Consider the following 20606-nt stretch of genomic DNA (forward strand, 5'->3'; position numbering starts at 1 on the left):
GTGACTGATCGTGGACGGCGTTTTTTGCAAAGTGGAACAAGACTCACTCCCGGGTCAGCAAACTCGAAAAATTGACGGTCTCATTATTTGTGGTTTCGAATTTTTCTATGCGCTAAAAACCGAGGTTTTTTATCGTTATTTAACGCCTTTATCTTATTGACAAACTGGTAATCTCTGCTGCGTAAAAAATCATCCAGGGGAATAACATGGCAGCAATACAGGGGATTGAAGGGGTTATTAGCCAGTTACAGGCGACGGCGATGGCCGCAAGCGGGCAAGAAACACACTCGCAGTCGACGGTGAGTTTTGCCGGCCAGCTACATGCTGCGCTGGATCGTATTAGCGACAGACAAACGGCGGCGCGCGTTCAGGCGGAAAAATTCACTCTGGGTGAGCCGGGCATTGCGCTTAATGACGTGATGGCTGATATGCAAAAAGCGTCCGTCTCTATGCAAATGGGGATTCAGGTGCGCAATAAGCTGGTCGCCGCGTATCAGGAAGTCATGTCCATGCAGGTTTAAGCCAGGGCTGACAACACATCCGCAGCGAACTCCCGGGCGCTTACCTAAGTCAGCGACGGGGACGCGACGCCCATGCAACCAGTGCGTGATTATGTGGGCTTGTTTTTTGCGAGGCGCGCTCATTTTATTGATAAGCGGGTTGCACATTGTTGCAGGGACTTATTAAAAATAGGGTACGCCTGTTTACTGACGCCATTCATTCCTACTATTCGTTCTGAGGCTATTGTCATTGAGTTTGCAATCCAGAATGTTCCTGCAATATATGCGCCGTTGCGATAATACACGGTAAATTCTTTATTAATGCCTGGAATATCTGTTTCATGGAGATCCAGTATATACCCATACGGGGACAGATTATCAGCGAGACAGCGGGCAATGGCGCTCGGATGTGCATTGACCACTGTAACGGGTGAGTAACGGGCAGCGGCAAGACAGACGACTCCAATAATGGAGATGAAAATAATTTTTATCATTTTTTGGGCTTCTGCTGTGCATAAATAAATGATCACCTGATAATGTCAGTGAGTAAAAATATAAATACCTGATAGTCTTTTATGACGTAGAGGGAAAATAATGATTATTTTATGTTTTGCTTAAAATAGTCATGGGTTTTTCATCGACTCAGACAAAATTAAAACGGTATACGTTATATAATAGATTTATGCCACGGCGCACAAGACGACCTTGTCTGATTTCTTTTATGCGTTGTAGATTTTTGCCGGTTATGCCGTAAAAGGTCTCCCGCCGTAACGTACAGCGGGAGTATGCGCTTATTTTTGAATCAGATAACGAATTGTCGGGCCATCCTGTTGGATATCCAGCACCGTATAGCCATGATTGCGCGCATCCAGTGGAATATTATTAATGGACTGCGGACAGTCGCTCACCACTTCCAGGATCTCACCTTTTTTTAGCTGCGGCATCGCTTCCAGAGTGGCGACCGCCGGGTACGGGCAAGGTTCGCCAACCATATCCAGACGGTAATCAGGGACGATATTTTTCATACAGATTCCTTAGCAGGCGTCAGCCCCGCACGGCGGAAAAAACGTTTTTCCCAGCCGATAATTAACATCAGCGCGGTAAATAACAACAGGTAGGTGACCAGCAGACCGCCCAGCGGACCAAAGGTATTCAGCAGGTTAACTTTATCCCAACTGGTCGCCAGAGCGGGCGCGAAATCATCCCAGTAGTAAGCCAGGATGGTCGAACCGATGACATTGCCGAGGCCCACCCACCAGTAATGCACCTGGCCTTCTACGGCGCGGTACATCCAGCCGGTTTCGCAGCCGCCCGCCAGCACGATGCCAAAACCGAACAGCAGTCCGCCAATGACCGCATTCGGGCCAGCCCACATAATTTTAGGTGCAACGCCCAACTGCACGTAGCTGAAAATACCAATGGCGCTGACCGCCATGCCGAAAATAATCGCTTTCGCCATATGGGCGCGTCCGGAGATCCACAGATCGCGAAAGGCCGAGGTAAAGCAGATTTGCGCGCGCTCGATCAGCAGCCCAAACCCGACGCCGAACAGCATCGCCAGCCCCAGTTTCGGCTGATGCATTGCCGTTAATAACGCCCAGCCAATCATGCCGATAAAGACCAGCATACCGAGCCTGAAACGCCGTCTTGCCTGATCCGGTTTCTGCGTTAGTGGCGAAGCCGCGGAGACCTTTTGCATTTTCACCGGTATGCGAAACATCGGCAGCAACGTAAAGCGGGCGCCGAACCAGGAGCCGATAGCGGTCGCCAGCGCAAAGAACCACGCGTGTAGGGAGAACTGCGGGATTCCGGTAAAAAAGGCGGCCAGGTTACACCCCATCGCCAGACGCGCGCCGAAGCCAGCGATCATGCCTCCGACCACCGCCTGTACGATACGGATTCGGCTGCGCGGCATACGCAGTTTTACGTTGTTGGCCCACAGCGCCGCGGCGAAACAGCCGCCGAACATGCCGAGGATCATCATGCCGTCGATACGCGTCAGCGGCGTACCTTCCAGATGAATCAGCTTGTAGTAGCCCCACTGTTCGGCATGAACGCCAAAAAGCTGCAAAATTTGCCCGCCCCAGCGGGTAAATTCGCCCGTCACGGCCCAAAACGTGCCGGTGATGCCAAAATAGTAGGTAGAGAGAATACCGGCTGCGATCACCGCAGGGGCCGGCGCCCAGAATTTAATTAACCAGGTTTGCTTGAAGTGTTGCCATGACATGTGTTTAGCCTCTGAACTCAGAAGGTGTGAAACAAGAAGTGCGCATACTACACCGATCACAGAATTTGCCTACACCTAATAAGCGGTAATACCGACTGGATCAAATTGCGGCCAGCGCCTGGAAAGGCTGGCGGCGTCAGGGCTTTAATGCCACAATTCTTCTTTCTTCTGATGCAGGATGAATGATGAAAAAAGTAGCGATCGTTGGCGCATTGCTGGTTCTGGCCGGATGCGCCGAGGTGGAAAACTATAATGATGTGGTGAAAACGCCCGCGCCGGCCGGTCTGGAAGGGTACTGGCAGTCAAAAGGCCCGCAACGTAAGCTGGTGAGCCCTGAAGCTATCGCCAGCCTGGTGGTGACTAAAGAAGGCGATACGCTGGACTGCCGCCAGTGGCAGCGCGTTATTGCTCTGCCGGGCAAGCTGACCATGCTCTCCGATGACTTAACCAATGTTACGGTTAAGCGTGAGCTCTATGAAATTGAGCGCGACGGGAATACTCTGGAATATGATGGCATGACGCTGCAACGGGTCGCTCGTCCGACGCCGGAGTGCGCCGCCGCGTTAGAAAAAACGCCGCTGCCGACGCCGCTGCCGTAATTTCGCTTCCCGGCAGCGCTCTGCCGCCGGGAACGCTCATCACACGTCCTCAATGACCCACACGCTGACGCTGCCTGCGTTGCAGAAGAACGTCGCTTCGCCTTGATCATTAGTTACAACATACTCATCCCGGTTTCCCAGAAAATCACGCCAGGTCTTGTTAGCGTAATTGTCGCCGAGCAGGAGGGTTTTTTCACCGTCGTCGCCATTGGAAAGTACGACCACACAGCCTGGATTCTCTTCAGTACCGCTGCGACTAAAGGCGATACAGTTAGGATGATCGAAAAAGAGTGTTTGTATACCGTGCGCAAAACGCTGACGAGCGAGGATCAGCCGATCCAGTTGGTTAATCACCGGCATGTCGACCCGACAGGTCTCGCCATTTTCGCCGCTATCCTCATAGCTGGCGCCGTATAAATCGGGATAAAACACTGACGGCACGCCGTTTTCACGAAGCAGGATCAGCGCATAGGCCAACGGTTTGAACCAGGGTTCTACCGGCGCTTCCAGCGCCTGTAACGGTTGTGTATCGTGGTTAGCGACCAGCGTCACCGCATGAAAAGGGTCGGCTTCTACCAGCGTGCCGGTGAAAATGTGGCGCATGTCATACTCCGCGCCCTGGCGCGAGGCTTCATGAAATTTCATCTGCAACGGCGCGTCGAACAGCATGGTTTTCCCGTCGACCTGATCGATGTACGTTTTCAGTTTATCCACTTCATGCGACCAGTATTCTGCGACAATAAACAGCGGTTTTGGCGCAACCGCCTGTACATGCTCAATCCATTCTTTATAAAACCAGGCGGGTATATGTTTTACCGCGTCCAGGCGAAAGCCGTCACAGTGGGTTTGTTCCATGACCCAACGAGCCCAATATTTAATCTCTTCCGTAACCGCGTGATTGCGAAAATCGATATTTTCCCCCATCAGATAGTCGAAATTACCCAGCTCATCATCAACCTGATCGTTCCAGCCATCGCCGGTATAGTCATTGACGATCTTAAAAATGCCGTCTTCGTCGGGATTCTCGATGTGATCAATGCCGCTGAAACAGTGATAGTCCCAAATAAAGTTGGAATACTGGCCCGCGCGGGCAGGGAAGGTGTAGCGTGTCCAGCCTTCGCATTCAATGATGTTGTCATCGATTTGCGTGCGGTCATCCTGATTCACGCGCTGAACGCGAATACGTTCTTTTTCGTCTGCGCCCATTTTGTGGTTCACGACGACGTCGAGCAGCACCGCAATATTATTTTTTTTGAGCGCGTCTATCGCCGTCAGTAACTGGCGTTTATCGCCGTACTTTGTCGCGATAGTTCCTTTTTGGTCAAATTCGCCGAGGTCAAACAGGTCGTAGGTATCATAGCCTACGGAATAGCCGCCGGAGGCGCCTTTACAGGCGGGCGGTAGCCAGACCATATTGATACCGATATCATTCAGCCCATCAGCACGTTCCGCCAACTCAGACCAGAGTTTACCGCCGTCGGGATAATACCAGTGGAAGTACTGCAATAACGTGGGGTTTTTCATCTTCCGTGCTCCAGAAGTCGTTTAGCCGACCTCTGGAGTATGGAAGAATTTTCATACGAGACGGGAAAATATTATGAGGCGCCAGGCGCGTCTGGCACGAGTAACATACCGGAAAGACGGCCATAAGCGTTGTTGAGTGATTTTTGGCGGGTGGATTGTCCGATCAAACTACTCAGTTCATCCAGTCGCTGTTGCAGCAGCCCTTTCAGGAGCTGCTCATTATCCAGCGTTTGTTTGATGTATCCGGCGACCATATCCTGAATACTTCGCGTAATGCCCGGTGGAGTTTGCTTTTCCATCACCGTTTCAATACTTTGCAGATAGGAGACCTCTTGTTGCAGTAAGAGATCCCATTCACCTCGCTGCGCAAGTTCAAGCAGCGATTGACTGAGCAGCGCAATACGCTGCCAACGGTTGATAAACTCCACGGTTGAGGTCATTAACGAGACTCCTGGAAAGATGCTTTCGGTGAAATCTGTTTCCAGGCTTCTGCAATATTGCTGAGTAACCCTTCCACTTCTTCGATGGCCTGAGCGTCGTTACGCAAATTAGCCTGCAGTAAACGGCGAATCATATAGTCGTATAGCTCGGAAAGATTCGTCGCAATCTCACCGCCTTTTTCCTGATCGAGGCCGGCTTTCAGCCCGTTATCGATAATATTGATGGCTTTGCTTAACGCTTCACCTTTCGCGACAACATCGCCTTGTTCTAAAAACAGGCGAGCGCGCACCAGAGCGCTATTCGCGCCATCAAACAACATTTCAATCAACTGATGCGGGCTGGCGCTCATCACGGCGCTTTCCACGCTGACTTGCGCATAAGCTTTGATACCGCTCGCGGTGTACATGGTGACCTCTGTTATCAGGACTTGTTCATAGCTGTAAATTGCTGGGTCAAATAACTACTGGTGTTATTCAGCTTACTCATCATGGTATCCAGTTGGGTAAACTGGGCCTTGTAACGGGCAACGGTTTCATCGATGCTGTTGCTAACGGACAGGTACTGTTTTGTCAGGCTTTTCAGCGTGGCGTTAACGTTGTCCTGCGCATTATCAATAATGCCGTCATCCGCCAGATAACTTTTCACTTCGGTGGCAATTTTGGTGGTGATCCCCGTTTCTTTACCATCGCCCACCAGCAGCTCACGCGCTGCGGCTGTGTTATCTTTCAGTACTTTGGTCAGCTTATCATCATCAATCTTCAGTTTGCCGGAAGTCCCATCCTGGGTGATGCCAATTTCCGCCATTGTTTTGAACGCAGAATTACTGCCGCTATTGGCAAATTGTGCCCGAATCCCGGTCTGGATAGTACGAACCACACTATCGCCTAACAGCGCGCCGTTTTTATCGCTGGCTTCTTCGCCCGGCTCAACGGCGGTATATTTGGTTAACGAGCTAAAGGTATCCACCAGCGAGTTATAGGCATCCACCCAGGATTTAATCGCCTCTTTCGCCTTGGTATCATCTTTCGTTACCGTCACGGTCGCGTCGGTCACTTTCTTGGTCAGGGTGAGCGTAATTCCCTGAGGGGCGTCGGTTACGGTATTGCTCTGACGCTCAATGTCGATGCCGTTTACGTTCAGCTTCGCGTTTTCTGCTTTCACCAGCTCTTGCATATTGCCGGTATTGGTGGTGCTGTCATAAGCGAGTAAATCGTTAAGTTTTGTATCGCCTTCCACCGTGATCTTCATCGTATTGTCGGTACCGCTATTGGCGGTAAGCACCAACTGGAATTCGTTCTCTTTGACCTTAACGATGCTGGCGGCGATACCGCTGTCGGCGTCATTGATGGCGTCACGGATCGCCTCCATGGAGGTGTCGCCTTTATCCAGCTTAATTTCCAGCGGCTCTTTACGTCCCGGCTGTTCAATTTTAATTGTCCGGGACGTGACCGACGTATCGCCCAACTGCTCTTTGGTGGTTGCGAAGGTGGTTTTTGTCGCCAGCGACTGCGCGGCGGCAAGCTGGGTTACGCTAATCTTATAAGTCCCTGCGGCAGCGCCTGCGGTAGTACTGACTTTGAGGTCCTCTGTCGTGCTGGACGCCACGGTAGACTTAAATAAATCCGCTTTATTTAACGCGGTATTTGCCGTCTGGAATTTTTCTAATGCGCTTTTCAATGTGCCATAGGCGGTTAGCTTTGCCGAATTCGCGCTCTGCTGTTTGGTAATTGGCGTTAAGCGTCCTTTTTCGTTCTTTGTCAGGTCTGTCAACAACTGGTCTAACGGTAAGTTTGATCCCACACCTAATGATGAAATTGAAGCCATGCCTTCTTCCTTTTTGATTGCAAACAGTAGTTAAGCGCGTTATCGGCAATCTGGAGGCAAAGTTTAATGATAATTTTGCAAAAATAATGCGCGGAATAATGATGCATAAAGCGGCTATTTCGCCGCCTAAGAAAAAGATCGGGGGAAGTGAAAAATTTTCTAAAGTTCGAAATTCAGGTGCCGATACAAGGGTTACGGTGAGAAACCGTGGGCAACAGCCCAATAACATCAAGTTGTAATTGATAAGGAAAAGATCATGGCACAAGTCATTAATACAAACAGCCTGTCGCTGTTGACCCAGAATAACCTGAACAAATCCCAGTCTGCTCTGGGTACCGCTATCGAGCGTCTGTCTTCCGGTCTGCGTATCAACAGCGCGAAAGACGATGCGGCAGGTCAGGCGATTGCTAACCGTTTCACCGCGAACATCAAAGGTCTGACTCAGGCTTCCCGTAACGCTAACGACGGTATCTCCATTGCGCAGACCACTGAAGGCGCGCTGAACGAAATCAACAACAACCTGCAGCGTGTGCGTGAACTGGCGGTTCAGTCTGCTAACAGCACCAACTCCCAGTCTGACCTCGACTCCATCCAGGCTGAAATCACCCAGCGTCTGAACGAAATCGACCGTGTATCCGGTCAGACTCAGTTCAACGGCGTGAAAGTCCTGGCGCAGGACAACACTCTGACCATCCAGGTTGGTGCCAACGACGGTGAAACCATCGATATCGATCTGAAGCAGATCAACTCTCAGACCCTGGGTCTGGATACGCTGAATGTGCAGAAAAAATATGATGTGAAGAGCGAAGCAGTCACGCCTTCGGCTACATTAAGCACTACTGCACTTGATGGTGCTGGCCTCAAAACCGGAACCGGTTCTACAACTGATACTGGTTCAATTAAGGATGGTAAGGTTTACTATAACAGCACCTCTAAAAATTATTATGTTGAAGTAGAATTTACCGATGCGACCGATCAAACCAACAAAGGCGGATTCTATAAAGTTAATGTTGCTGATGATGGTGCAGTCACAATGACTGCGGCTACCACCAAAGAGGCTACAACTCCTACAGGTATTACTGAAGTTACTCAAGTCCAAAAACCTGTGGCTGCTCCAGCTGCTATCCAGGCTCAGTTGACTGCTGCCCATGTGACCGGCGCTGATACTGCTGAAATGGTTAAGATGTCTTATACGGATAAAAACGGTAAGACTATTGATGGCGGTTTCGGTGTTAAAGTTGGGGCTGATATTTATGCTGCAACAAAAAATAAAGATGGATCGTTCAGCATTAACACCACTGAATATACCGATAAAGACGGCAACACTAAAACTGCACTAAACCAACTGGGTGGCGCAGACGGTAAAACTGAAGTTGTTTCTATCGACGGTAAAACCTACAATGCCAGCAAAGCCGCTGGTCACAACTTTAAAGCACAGCCAGAGCTGGCTGAAGCGGCTGCTGCAACCACTGAAAACCCGCTGGCTAAAATTGATGCCGCGCTGGCGCAGGTTGATGCGCTGCGTTCTGACCTGGGTGCGGTTCAGAACCGTTTCAACTCCGCTATCACCAACCTGGGCAATACCGTAAATAACCTGTCTTCTGCCCGTAGCCGTATCGAAGATTCCGACTATGCGACCGAAGTCTCCAACATGTCTCGCGCGCAGATTCTGCAGCAGGCCGGTACCTCCGTTCTGGCGCAGGCGAACCAGGTTCCGCAAAACGTCCTCTCTTTACTGCGTTAATCCGGCGATTGATTCACCGACACGTGGTACACAATCAAGGCAGCGAAAGCTGCCTTTTTTAATTCCGGAGCCTGTGTAATGAAAGAAATCACCGTCACTGAACCTGCCTTTGTCACCCGCTTTTCCTGTTCTGGCTCGGCCTGCCGCGACCACTGTTGTAAGGGCTGGAAAATCACGCTGGATAAGACGACGGTTAAAAAGTATCTCGCCAGTAAAGACGCGACGATTCGTACCATCGCGCAAGAGCATATTATCCTGCTGAAAAAGAACAACAGCCACTGGGGCGAAATTAAGCTGCCTTCGGCGCTGGGGAATTGCCCTTATCTGGATGAGGAACGTCTGTGCCGGGTACAAAAAACGTTAGGCGCAAAGGCATTAAGTCATACCTGTTCCTCTTTCCCGCGGGCGCATCATACCTACAAAAATGAGGTACGTAACTCCCTGAGTCTTGCCTGCCCGGAGGTAACGTCGCGTATTTTAAACGATCCTGACGCGATGGCGCTCGGCGAAAAAACAATCATTCAGCAGACATTCAATACTGCGCCGTTATTCCCACCGCAGCAAAAGTTACTCAATCTGTTTTGCCTGAGTCTGATCAACCATGCCAACAGCAGTACGGAAGCCGCGCTCTATGCGTTGATTAAATTTGTCATGTATACGCAGAAATTTGCCAAAATAGATGATGCCGCGCTGGGCGAACTGGAACAGGTGTATGCCGCGCTACTTGAGCAGTTACAAACAGGCGTGCTGGCGCAGGAGTTGATGAATATCGCGCCGGACAGCAAGGTAAAAACCTCGCTGGTATTGCAGATGCAGGACTATTTCCGCTCGCTCCCGCTTAGTCGTGGCAGTGTTATCCTCGATCACTACATCCAGTGCCTTCTGCGGGTGCTGACGGCGGAAGAGGGCGTTTCAATGGAGCAGAAGGTTAGCGATATTGAGTCCTCATTAGCACGCTGTTTACAGGCGGATGAGCAGCAGAAGAACTGGGCCTTCAGAAATTTAATTCTCTATAAAATTTGGGAAAATAATTTCCCCAACCAGCCGAATGTCGACCCGTTACGCGCGCTGTATATTATCGTGGCGGAATATGCCTTTATTAAGCTATTAACGGCAGCCAGTGTGCATGAGCGCGGGCGGCTTGAGTGGGATGACGTTACCAATATTGTGTATAGCTTTCACTCCCGCAGCCAGCATAACAGCGAGGTGGCGGCGAATTTTCATCGCCATATAGAAACGGTGCGTACTGGCGACGATCTGTCGATGATTCATCTTCTGACATAGTTTTGTTCGGGGTGGGCTTTTGCGCATCCCGTTTATCCTATCTGGCTGATTTTATTCTGCTCTTTGAACCGCTAAAAAGGCGCTACAGGTTACATAAGTGAAATAACCCTTCTTTTATAGCCTTATTCCTTCGATAGAACCCTCTGTAGAAACGGATAATCATGCCGATAACTCATTTAACGCAGGGCTGTTTATCGTGAATTCACTGTATACCGCTGAAGGTGTAATGGATAAACACTCGCTGTGGCAGCGTTATGTACCGCTGGTGCGTCACGAAGCATTGCGCCTGCAGGTGCGATTGCCGGCGAGCGTGGAACTGGACGATCTGCTACAAGCGGGCGGCATCGGGTTATTAAATGCGGTCGACCGATATGACGCTTTGCAAGGAACGGCATTTACCACTTACGCAGTGCAGCGTATTCGTGGGGCGATGCTGGATGAATTACGCAGCCGCGATTGGGTGCCGCGTAGCGTCCGGCGTAATGCCCGCGAAGTGGCGCAGGCGATGGGACAACTGGAGCAGGAACTGGGGCGTAATGCGACGGAAACCGAAGTGGCGGAACGTCTTGGCATCCCTGTTGCGGAGTATCGTCAGATGTTGCTCGATACCAACAACAGCCAACTTTTCTCTTACGATGAGTGGCGGGAAGAGCATGGCGATAGCATCGAACTGGTGACTGAAGAACATCAACAGGAAAACCCGTTACATCAACTGCTGGAGGGCGACCTGCGACAGCGGGTAATGGATGCGATTGAATCGCTGCCGGAACGCGAGCAACTGGTGTTAACGCTGTATTACCAGGAAGAGCTCAACCTCAAAGAGATTGGCGCGGTACTGGAAGTCGGCGAATCGCGGGTCAGCCAGTTGCATAGTCAGGCCATCAAACGATTACGCACCAAACTGGGTAAGTTATAGGTAGCGCATGATCGCACCCGAAAAGTGCCGCACAACGTATAGACTACCAGGAGTTCTCATGACGGTGCAGCAACCTAAAAGGCGGCCCTTGAGCCGCTATCTTAAAGACTTTAAACACAGCCAGACGCATTGCGCGCATTGTCACAAACTGCTCGACCGCATTACGCTGGTTCGCCGTGGCAAGATCGTTAATAAAATCGCTATTTCACAGCTGGATATGCTACTTGACGACGCTGCCTGGCAGCGGGAGCAGAAGGAGTGGGTGGCGCTGTGTCGCTTTTGCGGCGATTTGCACTGCAAAAAGCAGAGTGATTTTTTCGATATTATCGGTTTCAAGCAGTATTTGTTTGAACAAACCGAGATGAGCCATGGCACTGTGCGGGAATATGTCGTGCGTTTACGACGTCTTGGCAATTACCTCAGCGAGCAAAACATTTCCCACGATCTGCTGCAGGACGGTTTTCTCGATGAAAGCCTGGCGCCATGGTTGCCGGAAACCAGCACCAATAATTACCGTATCGCACTGCGTAAATACCAGCAATATAAAGCGCATCAGCAGATTGCGCCCAGACAGAAATCCCCCTTTACCGCCAGTTCTGATATATATTAAAAAAGCATAAGTTGTAGCAGAGTCGTGTTGGTGAATCGCGGCAAACCTTCTACATTAGGCTGAGTCCCCCAAAGGTTCGCGAGACGTGACGATGCGCCATGGCGGGACACAGTCTATGGTCATTAACGGCAATATTCGGGGTTACTATGAAATTAGCACTGCTGGGACGTCAGGCACTGATGGGAGTAATGGCTGTAGCGCTGGTGGCGGGAATGAGCGCGAAGAGCTTTGCCGATGAGGGTTTGCTGAACAAAGTTAAAGAACGTGGCACGCTGCTGGTAGGGCTGGAAGGTACCTATCCGCCGTTTAGCTTTCAGGGCGAAGACGGCAAATTAACCGGTTTTGAAGTCGATTTCGCCGAGGCGTTGGCAAAACATCTGGGCGTTAAAGCGTCGTTGAAGCCGACCAAATGGGACGGAATACTGGCGTCGCTGGACGCTAAACGCATTGATGTAGTGATAAACCAGGTCACGATTTCAGACGTCCGCAAGAAAAAATATGATTTCTCTACGCCTTATACTGTCTCCGGCGTTCAGGCGCTGGTGAAAAAAGGCAATGAAGGCACGATCAAAACGGCGGCCGATCTGCAGGGCAAAAAAGTCGGCGTTGGGCTGGGGACTAACTATGAAGAGTGGCTACGTCAACATGTGCAGGGCGTGGATATCCGTACTTATGACGATGATCCTACAAAATACCAGGATCTGCGCGTAGGCCGTATTGACGCGATTTTAGTCGATCGTCTGGCGGCGCTGGATCTGGTGAAAAAAACCAAAGGTACGCTGGCTGTCACCGGTGATGCGTTTTCGCGTCAGGAGTCCGGCGTTGCGTTACGTAAAGGCAACGAAGACTTGCTGAAGGCGGTAGATAACGCCATTGCGGAAATGCAAAAAGATGGCACCTTAAAAGCGCTCTCTGAAAAATGGTTTGGCGCTGACGTGACCCAATAATGCTCTACGTTGCCCGGCAGGCAGATCGCCGCCGGGCAATATCAACCTCATACTATGTCAGCAAACGGAGGCGCGTGAATCGGCGCCTTTTTTATTTCCGTTGGATCAACGTGCATAATAAAAAGAACACACCACAACGTTACCGGAGGCTCAATGCCACTACATCACTTAACGCGCTTCCCTCGCCTGGAGCTTATTGGCGCGCCGACCCCGCTCGAATACCTGCCGCGATTGTCTGATTATCTTGGCCGTGAGATTTACATTAAGCGCGATGACGTTACGCCCATTGCAATGGGCGGCAATAAACTGCGCAAGCTGGAGTTTCTGGTGGCCGACGCGCTGCGAGAAGGGGCGGATACGCTGATAACCGCAGGGGCGATTCAGTCGAACCATGTCCGTCAGACGGCGGCGGTCGCGGCCAAATTGGGGCTGCATTGCGTCGCTTTGCTGGAAAATCCAATCGGTACCACCGCGGAAAATTACCTGACGAATGGTAATCGCCTGTTACTGGATTTATTTAATACGCAAATTGAGATGTGCGATGCGCTAACCGATCCGGATGCGCAGCTGCAAACGCTGGCGACGCGTATTGAAGCGCAAGGGTTCAGGCCCTATGTGATTCCGGTCGGCGGCTCCAGCGCGCTGGGCGCAATGGGATACGTAGAGAGCGCCCTGGAAATCGCCCAGCAGTGTGAAGAGGTCGTCGGGCTCTCTTCGGTGGTGGTGGCCTCCGGCAGCGCCGGAACGCACGCCGGGTTAGCTGTCGGGCTGGAACATCTGATGCCGGATGTCGAACTGATTGGCGTGACCGTTTCACGTTCTGTCGCCGAGCAGAAACCCAAAGTAATTGCCTTGCAGCAGGCTATTGCCGGTCAGCTGGCGCTGACGGCGACGGCGGATATTCATTTATGGGATGACTATTTTGCCCCGGGTTACGGCGTGCCAAATGACGCGGGGATGGAGGCGGTGAAACTGCTGGCGAGCCTGGAGGGGGTGTTGCTGGATCCGGTATATACCGGCAAAGCGATGGCGGGTCTGATAGACGGCATCAGCCAGAAACGCTTTAACGATGACGGGCCGATTCTCTTTATTCACACCGGTGGGGCGCCTGCGCTGTTTGCCTACCATCCTCATGTATAACCTCCAGGTAATCAACGCGAATGCAAGAAAGTATCCAACTGGTTATTGAATCGCTGCCGTATTTGCTTAAAGGCGCCGTCTTTACCCTGCAACTGAGTATTGGCGGTATGTTTTTTGGTCTGCTGCTGGGATTTGTGCTGGCGCTGATGCGGATGTCTCCGCTATGGCTGGTTCGCTGGCTGGCGCGCTTTTATATCTCGATTTTTCGCGGTACGCCGCTTATCGCCCAGTTATTTATGATCTATTACGGCCTGCCGCAATTTGGGATTGAGCTGGACCCTATCCCGGCGGCGATGATTGGTTTATCGCTCAATACTGCGGCTTACACGTCCGAGACGCTGCGCGCGGCGATCTCGGCTATCGACAAGGGGCAATGGGAAGCGGCGGCGAGCATTGGCATGACGCCGTGGCAAACGCTACGCCGCGCTATTTTGCCGCAGGCGGCCCGCGTCGCGCTTCCGCCGTTGAGCAACAGCTTTATCAGCCTGGTGAAAGATACGTCGCTCGCCGCGACGATTCAGGTGCCGGAGTTGTTCCGCCAGGCGCAGTTAATTACCTCGCGAACGCTGGAGGTGTTTACCATGTATCTGGCCGCGTCGTTAATCTACTGGGTAATGGCGACCGTCTTATCGGCACTGCAAAACTATTTTGAAAACCAGCTTAACCGCCAGGAGAGAGAGCCAAAATGAGTGCGATCGAAGTTACCAACCTGGTCAAAAAATTTCATGGTCAAACGGTGCTGCACGGTATCGACCTTGAGGTGAAGCCCGGAGAAGTCGTCGCCATTATCGGCCCGAGCGGCTCAGGGAAGACAACGTTATTACGCTGCATTAACCTGCTGGAACAACCGGAAGCGGGCACCATTAAAGTAGGCGATATTATCATCGATACCGCCCGCCCATTCAGCCAGCAAAAAGGGTTGATTCGCCAGCTACGTCAGCATGTCGGCTTTGTCTTTCAGAGTTTTAACCTGTTCCCGCATCGTACCGTGCTGGAAAATATCATTGAAGGTCCGGTGATTGTAAAGGGAGAGCCGAAAGCCGAGGCGACGGCGCTGGCGCGGGAACTGTTAGCCAAAGTCGGGTTGGCCGGTAAAGAGACCCGTTATCCGCGCCGCCTGTCGGGCGGGCAACAGCAGCGCGTGGCGATTGCGCGTGCGCTGGCGATGCGCCCGGAAGTGATTCTGTTTGATGAGCCGACGTCGGCGCTTGATCCTGAATTAGTCGGCGAGGTGCTTAATACGATTCGCCAGCTGGCGCAGGAAAAGCGCACGATGGTGATCGTTACTCACGAAATGGGCTTTGCGCGTGACGTGGCTGACCGGGCAATATTTATGGATCAGGGGCAAATCGTTGAGCAGGGGCCGGCGAAAACCTTGTTCGCCGATCCTCAGCATCCGCGTACCCGCCAGTTCCTTGAGAAATATTTAGTGAAATAATGCCTTTTCAACGCTCGCCCGAATTAGCCGCGCCTTGGGCGAGCGCAATGAATAATTATGAAGTCATTCTGCCAGATTATTAACCTCGCTCTCAGGCGGAAGCCAAAAAGTGTAATGCCGCTCAAGTATTCTACGTTTCGTCCGATATTTCTTATATATAAACACTATTTATGTGTTAATTTAAGTCATTCATAATAATGATTATCAATATCAAAGGCGTGACCATAAAATATGCAGGAAAATGATTTCTTCACCTGGCGACGCGCAATGTTGTTACGCTTTCAGGAGATGGCGGCAGCAGAGGATGTTTATACTGAATTGCAATATCAGACACAGCGGCTGGAATTTGATTATTATGCCCTGTGTGTTCGTCATCCCGTCCCCTTTACCCGGCCTAAAATATCGCTTCGTACCACCTATCCTCAGGCGTGGGTAACGCATTATCAGTCCGAAAACTATTTTGCGATCGATCCGGTATTAAAGCCGGAAAATTTCAGGCAAGGTCATTTACATTGGGATGACGTGCTATTTCATGAAGCGCAGGCGATGTGGGATGCCGCCCAGCGTTTCGGATTACGCAGAGGCGTAACCCAGTGTGTGATGTTGCCGAACCGGGCGCTGGGCTTTTTATCTTTCTCCCGTAGCAGTTTACGCTGCTCCTCGTTTACCTACGATGAAGTGGAGCTGAGGTTGCAACTGCTGGCGCGGGAGAGTCTTTCGGCGCTGACAAGATTTGAAGACGACATGGTGATGGCGCCTGAGATGCGTTTCAGTAAACGTGAGAAAGAGATTCTGAAGTGGACGGCGGAAGGGAAGACCTCATCGGAGATCGCCATTATTCTGTCGATTTCTGAAAATACCGTTAACTTCCATCAGAAAAACATGCAGAAGAAATTCAATGCGCCAAATAAAACACAGATTGCCTGCTACGCTGCGGCGACAGGTCTGATATGACGTGCTGACGATGCTTCGCGCCAGACGCGAAACCGGCTGAAAGCGATGCTAACAGCCGGTTTTTTACTACTGGCGGTAAGCCTGTTTAATTTGCTTAACCGTACTGGAAAATACCGCCGCTTGTGCTTCATCATCCATCTGCGCGATCTGTTTTTCCATTTTAAGAATCACGCGCCCTGCATCGGCCTGGCCCATCGCCTGCAGCATCAGCGTTAACATGGCTTTCAGGCAGTTGACTTCAGTAGCCAGTTCTTGATTATTCTCAGCGGTGGAAAAATCAGGCGTACTCATTTATTTTCCTCGTTATGTTTCAGTGAAAATGTGCGATAGCAGATGTTAAGGCGGCGGAGTATACCATAAGCTACGCTAAAAATAGCAGTGGTTGTTTTTTGATCAAAAAGCGGAGGGGTTACCCACAAAATAAACGTTGCCGCGTGATGCATATATTTTCTTCATTCTTTGTTTATTACGCGTATTTTACTCGTTAATTATTGTTACAAAGTTGATTCCCTAATTAGTGTTTAGACAGCGGAACGTGAAATTTTTGTCACCATTATGAAATAGCAGCCCGGGACAGCGCTGTCAGAAGGGGCTACAACGTTGGCAGTTGCCACATGACGTACAACATAATTTCCAAAAACGAGAGCAAAATCGAATACCCGGTGTTTTTTTACGTTTCAAAGTTGAGATAAAACCAGCTAATATAAGGGCGATTAACTATCAGTAGCGTTATCCCTATTCTGGAGATATTCCTTTGATCAACGTTCTTCTTGTTGATGACCACGAACTGGTGCGCGCAGGGATACGACGCATTCTTGAAGATATAAAGGGCATTAAAGTTGTCGGTGAAGCGTGCTGCGGAGAGGATGCGGTAAAATGGTGCCGTACTAACGCCGTTGACGTCGTGCTGATGGATATGAACATGCCCGGTATTGGCGGTCTTGAGGCGACGCGTAAAATTGCCCGATCGACAGCGGATATCAAAGTGATCATGCTGACCGTCCATACGGAAAACCCGTTGCCCGCCAAAGTGATGCAGGCTGGCGCAGCTGGCTATCTCAGCAAAGGCGCTGCGCCTCAGGAGGTGGTGAGCGCTATTCGTTCGGTGTATTCCGGACAACGTTATATCGCCTCCGATATCGCTCAGCAGATGGCGCTCAGTCAGATTGAGCCTGCAAAAACGGAAACGCCGTTCGCCAGTTTGTCTGAACGCGAGTTGCAGATTATGCTGATGATCACCAAGGGTCAGAAGGTCAATGAGATTTCAGAACAGCTGAATCTCAGTCCTAAAACGGTGAACAGCTATCGCTATCGTATGTTCAGTAAATTAAACATTCATGGTGATGTTGAGCTGACTCACCTGGCAATCCGCCATGGCCTGTGTAATGCGGAGACGTTAACAAGCCAGTGAGTGAAATATTTGACGCAAAGGCGTTTTTGAAAACCGTTACCAGCCAACCCGGTGTCTATCGTATGTATGACGCCGGCGGTACGGTTATTTATGTCGGTAAAGCAAAAGACCTGAAAAAGCGTCTTTCCAGCTACTTTCGCAGCAACCTGGCTTCGCGTAAAACCGAAGCGCTAGTTGCTCAAATTCAACACATTGATGTCACGGTAACGCATACCGAAACGGAAGCGCTGCTGCTTGAGCATAATTACATCAAGTTGTATCAACCGCGTTACAACGTGTTGTTGCGTGATGATAAATCCTATCCTTTTATTTTTCTGAGCGGCGATACCCATCCGCGTCTGGCGATGCACCGTGGCGCCAAACATGCGAAAGGCGAGTACTTCGGCCCATTTCCTAATGGCTATGCCGTGCGGGAAACGCTGGCGCTGTTACAGAAAATTTTCCCTATCCGCCAGTGCGAAAACAGCGTATATCGCAACCGCTCGCGTCCTTGCCTGCAATATCAGATTGGCCGCTGTTTAGGCCCCTGCGTTGCAGGACTGGTCAGCGAGGAGGAGTATGCGCAACAGGTGGAGTATGTCCGGTTGTTTTTGTCCGGTAAGGACGACCAGGTCTTAACACAGCTGATTGCCCGGATGGAAAAGGCCAGCCAGGATCTGGCATTTGAAGAGGCGGCGCGTATTCGCGATCAGATCCAGGCGGTACGCCGGGTCACGGAAAAACAGTTTGTCTCCAATGCGGGCGACGATCTCGACGTTATCGGCGTGGCTTTTGATGCGGGTATGGCCTGTGTGCATGTGCTGTTTATTCGCCAGGGTAAGGTGCTGGGCAGCCGCAGCTATTTTCCAAAAGTACCTGGCGGTACGGAACTGGGCGAAGTGGTGGAAACCTTTGTCGGGCAGTTTTACCTGCAGGGTAGCCAGATGCGCACGCTACCGGGCGAGATACTGCTCGATTTTAATCTGAGTGATAAAACGCTGCTGGCCGATTCGTTGTCGGAACTTGCCGGACGGCGTATTCATGTCCAGACAAAACCGCGCGGCGATCGCGCCCGCTATCTCAAGCTGGCGCGGACCAACGCGGCAACGGCCTTAATCACTAAACTCTCGCAGCAGTCCACCATCACGCAGCGTTTGACCGCGCTGGCGACGGTATTAAAACTTCCTGCGATCAAGCGGATGGAATGTTTTGACATCAGCCATACCATGGGGGAGCAAACGGTCGCATCCTGTGTGGTATTTGACGCTAATGGGCCGTTACGCGCCGAGTATCGTCGTTATAATATCGCGGGCATCACGCCGGGTGATGACTACGCGGCGATGAATCAGGTGCTACGTCGGCGTTATGGCAAGGCCATAGAAGAAAGTAAGATTCCGGATGTTATTCTGATCGACGGCGGAAAAGGGCAGCTCGCCCAGGCGAAAGCCGTTTTCGCTGAGCTGGATGTCCCCTGGGATAAGCATCGTCCTTTGCTGCTCGGCGTCGCCAAAGGCGCGGACAGAAAGGCCGGTCTGGAAACACTCTTTTTTGAACCGGAAGGCGAGGGGTTTAGCCTGCCGCCGGACTCGCCGGCGCTGCATGTTATTCAGCATATTCGCGATGAGTCGCACGATCACGCGATCGGCGGGCACCGTAAAAAACGCGCGAAGGTTAAAAATACCAGTACGCTGGAAACTATTGAAGGCGTTGGGCCTAAACGTCGCCAGATGCTGCTGAAATATATGGGCGGTTTGCAAGGACTACGTAACGCCAGCGTAGAAGAAATTGCAAAAGTGCCGGGTATTTCGCAAGGTCTGGCAGAAAAGATCTTCTGGTCGTTGAAACATTGAGGCCACTGTAGCAACATAGGGGTAATTTCACTGACAACAGATAGTTACCCGTCACTATGCAATTTAATATCCCTACGTTGCTCACGCTGTTTCGCGTCATCCTGATTCCATTCTTTGTCGTGGTGTTTTATTTGCCGTTCGCCTGGGCGCCGATGGTCAGCGCGCTGATTTTCTGTATTGCCGCGATTACCGACTGGTTTGACGGCTTTCTGGCGCGACGCTGGAACCAGAGTACGCGTTTCGGCGCTTTCCTCGACCCCGTCGCCGACAAGGTGCTGGTGGCGATCGCCATGGTGCTGGTCACCGAGCATTATCATAGCTGGTGGGTGACGTTACCTGCGGCGACGATGATAGCCCGCGAAATTATTATCTCTGCTCTGCGTGAATGGATGGCGGAGCTGGGCAAACGCAGTAGTGTAGCGGTCTCCTGGATCGGTAAAGTCAAAACTACCGCGCAGATGGTGGCGCTGGCGTGGCTCTTGTGGCGTCCGAATATCTGGGTAGAGTATGCCGGGATCGCGCTTTTCTTTGTCGCAGCGGTGCTAACGTTGTGGTCCATGTTGCAATATTTGAGCGCTGCACGCGGAGATTTGCTTGATCAGTGATCGTTTCGCCGCAAATTTCAGCAAACGATCGTGAGTGACGAAAAATATCGTTGACTCAGTGCGTCAGGTAAGTAGAATGCAACGCATCGAACGGCAGCACTGATTGCCAGACGATAACAAAATCAAGTGATTAACAAAGTTGCTTGATACTGCGGGAATAGCTCAGTTGGTAGAGCACGACCTTGCCAAGGTCGGGGTCGCGAGTTCGAGTCTCGTTTCCCGCTCCAGTTTAAAAGCATTGGCGTAAAGCGAATGCTGGCTGAAAAGTCAAAAAAATTTGGCGCGTTAACAAAGCGGTTATGTAGCGGATTGCAAATCCGTCTAGTCCGGTTCGACTCCGGAACGCGCCTCCAATTTTTCCCGAGCCCGGATGGTGGAATCGGTAGACACAAGGGATTTAAAATCCCTCGGCGTTCGCGCTGTGCGGGTTCAAGTCCCGCTCCGGGTACCATGGGAAAGACAAGAATAATCAAAGCAATAAGCAGTGTCGTGAAACCACCTACGGGTGGTTTTTTTGTGCCTTCAATTTGTATGCCGACCGCGAGCGTGAACTCTCCAGTGCGATACACAGTAAAAAACACCGGTAGCGGCATTTCTGCCAGTACAACAGTTA

Annotated in this window: 23 protein-coding genes and 3 tRNA genes; 17 read left to right on the top strand and 9 right to left on the bottom strand. The window is 51.2% G+C overall.

All coding sequences use genetic code 11. The features are described from left to right. Positions 1-206 precede the first annotated feature (206 nt). On the top strand, positions 207-521 hold the full coding sequence (gene fliE / locus HV477_RS11485) for a flagellar hook-basal body complex protein FliE (RefSeq protein ID WP_000719042.1): 315 nt from the start codon (positions 207-209) through the stop codon (positions 519-521). A 119-nt stretch (positions 522-640) separates the two neighbouring features. Here the strand turns inward: fliE and HV477_RS11490 are convergent, their stop codons facing one another. From HV477_RS11490 to yedE, 3 genes are all read right to left on the bottom strand, one after another. Beyond that, entirely contained in the window at positions 641-1027 is a 387-nt protein-coding gene (locus HV477_RS11490) for a hypothetical protein (RefSeq protein WP_077905134.1), read from the bottom strand. Between the two features lie 264 nt (positions 1028-1291). Continuing rightward, positions 1292-1525 (bottom strand): sulfurtransferase-like selenium metabolism protein YedF, encoded by a 234-nt coding sequence (gene yedF / locus HV477_RS11495; protein ID WP_000790504.1) that lies wholly within the window; start codon positions 1523-1525, stop codon positions 1292-1294. Next, a complete protein-coding gene (yedE, locus tag HV477_RS11500; protein ID WP_001669248.1) occupies positions 1522-2727 on the bottom strand; it encodes a selenium metabolism membrane protein YedE/FdhT in 1206 nt (401 codons plus the stop codon). Before yedE ends, yedF begins: the two co-directional genes overlap by 4 nt. A gap of 185 nt (positions 2728-2912) precedes the next feature. On the opposite strand from yedE, the gene yedD reads away from it, so the two are divergent. Then, positions 2913-3326, top strand: coding sequence for a lipoprotein YedD (yedD, locus tag HV477_RS11505; RefSeq protein WP_000754694.1), 414 nt, complete (start codon positions 2913-2915; stop codon positions 3324-3326). Between the two features lie 39 nt (positions 3327-3365). On the opposite strand, the gene amyA is transcribed toward yedD, so the two are convergent. From amyA to fliD, 4 genes are all read right to left on the bottom strand, one after another. Then, on the bottom strand, positions 3366-4850 hold the full coding sequence (gene amyA, locus HV477_RS11510) for an alpha-amylase (RefSeq protein WP_001524569.1): 1485 nt from the start codon (positions 4848-4850) through the stop codon (positions 3366-3368). Positions 4851-4921: 71 nt separating this feature from the next. After that, positions 4922-5290: a flagella biosynthesis regulatory protein FliT gene (gene fliT / locus HV477_RS11515; protein ID WP_000204899.1), complete on the bottom strand. Its 369-nt coding sequence runs from the start codon at positions 5288-5290 to the stop codon at positions 4922-4924. Continuing rightward, positions 5290-5697 (bottom strand): flagellar export chaperone FliS, encoded by a 408-nt coding sequence (gene fliS, locus HV477_RS11520; protein WP_000287764.1) that lies wholly within the window; start codon positions 5695-5697, stop codon positions 5290-5292. The genes fliT and fliS overlap by 1 nt, the downstream gene beginning before the upstream one ends. 14 nt (positions 5698-5711) lie before the next feature. Then, positions 5712-7115, bottom strand: coding sequence for a flagellar filament capping protein FliD (gene fliD, locus HV477_RS11525; RefSeq protein WP_000146806.1), 1404 nt, complete (start codon positions 7113-7115; stop codon positions 5712-5714). A gap of 256 nt (positions 7116-7371) precedes the next feature. Between fliD and HV477_RS11530 the strand changes: the two genes are divergently transcribed. The 9 genes from HV477_RS11530 (at position 7372) to sdiA (ending at position 16148) form a co-directional block, all read left to right on the top strand. Beyond that, entirely contained in the window at positions 7372-8859 is a 1488-nt protein-coding gene (locus HV477_RS11530) for a FliC/FljB family flagellin (protein WP_039756166.1), read from the top strand. 78 nt (positions 8860-8937) lie between these two features. Then, on the top strand, positions 8938-10143 hold the full coding sequence (fliB, locus tag HV477_RS11535; RefSeq protein ID WP_023261256.1) for a flagellin lysine-N-methylase: 1206 nt from the start codon (positions 8938-8940) through the stop codon (positions 10141-10143). Between the two features lie 196 nt (positions 10144-10339). Further along, entirely contained in the window at positions 10340-11059 is a 720-nt protein-coding gene (locus HV477_RS11540; RefSeq protein ID WP_001087453.1) for an RNA polymerase sigma factor FliA, read from the top strand. Between the two features lie 58 nt (positions 11060-11117). Then, a complete protein-coding gene (gene fliZ / locus HV477_RS11545) occupies positions 11118-11669 on the top strand; it encodes a flagella biosynthesis regulatory protein FliZ (RefSeq protein WP_000218080.1) in 552 nt (183 codons plus the stop codon). A gap of 146 nt (positions 11670-11815) precedes the next feature. Further along, a complete protein-coding gene (gene tcyJ, locus HV477_RS11550) occupies positions 11816-12616 on the top strand; it encodes a cystine ABC transporter substrate-binding protein (RefSeq protein ID WP_000761634.1) in 801 nt (266 codons plus the stop codon). Between the two features lie 153 nt (positions 12617-12769). Further along, positions 12770-13756, top strand: coding sequence for a D-cysteine desulfhydrase (dcyD, locus tag HV477_RS11555; protein ID WP_001128188.1), 987 nt, complete (start codon positions 12770-12772; stop codon positions 13754-13756). 20 nt (positions 13757-13776) lie between these two features. Further along, on the top strand, positions 13777-14445 hold the full coding sequence (gene tcyL, locus HV477_RS11560; protein WP_001158234.1) for a cystine ABC transporter permease: 669 nt from the start codon (positions 13777-13779) through the stop codon (positions 14443-14445). After that, positions 14442-15194 (top strand): L-cystine ABC transporter ATP-binding protein TcyN, encoded by a 753-nt coding sequence (tcyN, locus tag HV477_RS11565; RefSeq protein ID WP_079899041.1) that lies wholly within the window; start codon positions 14442-14444, stop codon positions 15192-15194. The genes tcyL and tcyN overlap by 4 nt, the downstream gene beginning before the upstream one ends. Positions 15195-15425: 231 nt before the next feature. Then, positions 15426-16148 carry a transcriptional regulator SdiA gene (sdiA, locus tag HV477_RS11570; RefSeq protein ID WP_001157172.1) on the top strand — a complete coding sequence of 241 codons (723 nt, stop codon included), beginning with the start codon at positions 15426-15428 and terminating at the stop codon, positions 16146-16148. A 66-nt stretch (positions 16149-16214) separates the two neighbouring features. Here sdiA and HV477_RS11575 read toward each other — a convergent pair whose 3' ends face one another. Beyond that, positions 16215-16439, bottom strand: coding sequence for a DUF2594 family protein (locus tag HV477_RS11575; protein WP_000106483.1), 225 nt, complete (start codon positions 16437-16439; stop codon positions 16215-16217). Next, the gene (locus tag HV477_RS11580) at positions 16436-16591 is read right to left on the bottom strand and encodes a hypothetical protein (protein ID WP_000546186.1); all 156 of its coding nucleotides are present in this window, start codon (positions 16589-16591) and stop codon (positions 16436-16438) included. The genes HV477_RS11575 and HV477_RS11580 overlap by 4 nt, the downstream gene beginning before the upstream one ends. Positions 16592-16902: 311 nt before the next feature. Between HV477_RS11580 and uvrY the strand changes: the two genes are divergently transcribed. The 6 genes from uvrY (at position 16903) to HV477_RS11610 (ending at position 20444) form a co-directional block, all read left to right on the top strand. After that, a complete protein-coding gene (uvrY, locus tag HV477_RS11585) occupies positions 16903-17559 on the top strand; it encodes a UvrY/SirA/GacA family response regulator transcription factor (RefSeq protein ID WP_000611323.1) in 657 nt (218 codons plus the stop codon). Then, positions 17556-19388, top strand: a complete 1833-nt coding sequence (gene uvrC, locus HV477_RS11590; RefSeq protein WP_023193967.1) for an excinuclease ABC subunit UvrC — start codon at positions 17556-17558, stop codon at positions 19386-19388. The genes uvrY and uvrC overlap by 4 nt, the downstream gene beginning before the upstream one ends. 56 nt (positions 19389-19444) lie before the next feature. After that, positions 19445-19993 (top strand): CDP-diacylglycerol--glycerol-3-phosphate 3-phosphatidyltransferase, encoded by a 549-nt coding sequence (pgsA, locus tag HV477_RS11595; RefSeq protein ID WP_001160192.1) that lies wholly within the window; start codon positions 19445-19447, stop codon positions 19991-19993. Between the two features lie 151 nt (positions 19994-20144). Next, positions 20145-20220, top strand: a tRNA-Gly gene (locus HV477_RS11600). Between the two features lie 52 nt (positions 20221-20272). Next, a tRNA-Cys gene (locus tag HV477_RS11605) sits at positions 20273-20346 on the top strand. 11 nt (positions 20347-20357) lie between these two features. Continuing rightward, a tRNA-Leu gene (locus tag HV477_RS11610) sits at positions 20358-20444 on the top strand. Positions 20445-20606: the final 162 nt, after the last annotated feature.

The organism is Salmonella sp. SG203 (assembly GCF_013350575.1).
Taxonomy (GTDB): Bacteria; Pseudomonadota; Gammaproteobacteria; order Enterobacterales; family Enterobacteriaceae; genus Salmonella; species Salmonella enterica.

What these genes read in the sequence shown, in the direction of transcription:
- fliE (WP_000719042.1), top strand. Translation starts at nt 207, where the DNA reads ATGGCAGCAATACAGGGGATTGAAGGGGTTATTAGCCAGTTACAGGCG.
- yedF (WP_000790504.1), bottom strand. Translation starts at nt 1,525, where the DNA reads ATGAAAAATATCGTCCCTGATTACCGTCTGGATATGGTTGGCGAACCT.
- yedE (WP_001669248.1), bottom strand. Translation starts at nt 2,727, where the DNA reads ATGTCATGGCAACACTTCAAGCAAACCTGGTTAATTAAATTCTGGGCG.
- yedD (WP_000754694.1), top strand. Translation starts at nt 2,913, where the DNA reads ATGAAAAAAGTAGCGATCGTTGGCGCATTGCTGGTTCTGGCCGGATGC.
- amyA (WP_001524569.1), bottom strand. Translation starts at nt 4,850, where the DNA reads ATGAAAAACCCCACGTTATTGCAGTACTTCCACTGGTATTATCCCGAC.
- fliT (WP_000204899.1), bottom strand. Translation starts at nt 5,290, where the DNA reads ATGACCTCAACCGTGGAGTTTATCAACCGTTGGCAGCGTATTGCGCTG.
- fliS (WP_000287764.1), bottom strand. Translation starts at nt 5,697, where the DNA reads ATGTACACCGCGAGCGGTATCAAAGCTTATGCGCAAGTCAGCGTGGAA.
- fliD (WP_000146806.1), bottom strand. Translation starts at nt 7,115, where the DNA reads ATGGCTTCAATTTCATCATTAGGTGTGGGATCAAACTTACCGTTAGAC.
- HV477_RS11530 (WP_039756166.1), top strand. Translation starts at nt 7,372, where the DNA reads ATGGCACAAGTCATTAATACAAACAGCCTGTCGCTGTTGACCCAGAAT.
- fliB (WP_023261256.1), top strand. Translation starts at nt 8,938, where the DNA reads ATGAAAGAAATCACCGTCACTGAACCTGCCTTTGTCACCCGCTTTTCC.
- fliZ (WP_000218080.1), top strand. Translation starts at nt 11,118, where the DNA reads ATGACGGTGCAGCAACCTAAAAGGCGGCCCTTGAGCCGCTATCTTAAA.
- tcyJ (WP_000761634.1), top strand. Translation starts at nt 11,816, where the DNA reads ATGAAATTAGCACTGCTGGGACGTCAGGCACTGATGGGAGTAATGGCT.
- dcyD (WP_001128188.1), top strand. Translation starts at nt 12,770, where the DNA reads ATGCCACTACATCACTTAACGCGCTTCCCTCGCCTGGAGCTTATTGGC.
- tcyL (WP_001158234.1), top strand. Translation starts at nt 13,777, where the DNA reads ATGCAAGAAAGTATCCAACTGGTTATTGAATCGCTGCCGTATTTGCTT.
- tcyN (WP_079899041.1), top strand. Translation starts at nt 14,442, where the DNA reads ATGAGTGCGATCGAAGTTACCAACCTGGTCAAAAAATTTCATGGTCAA.
- sdiA (WP_001157172.1), top strand. Translation starts at nt 15,426, where the DNA reads ATGCAGGAAAATGATTTCTTCACCTGGCGACGCGCAATGTTGTTACGC.
- HV477_RS11575 (WP_000106483.1), bottom strand. Translation starts at nt 16,439, where the DNA reads ATGAGTACGCCTGATTTTTCCACCGCTGAGAATAATCAAGAACTGGCT.
- HV477_RS11580 (WP_000546186.1), bottom strand. Translation starts at nt 16,591, where the DNA reads ATGCATCACGCGGCAACGTTTATTTTGTGGGTAACCCCTCCGCTTTTT.
- pgsA (WP_001160192.1), top strand. Translation starts at nt 19,445, where the DNA reads ATGCAATTTAATATCCCTACGTTGCTCACGCTGTTTCGCGTCATCCTG.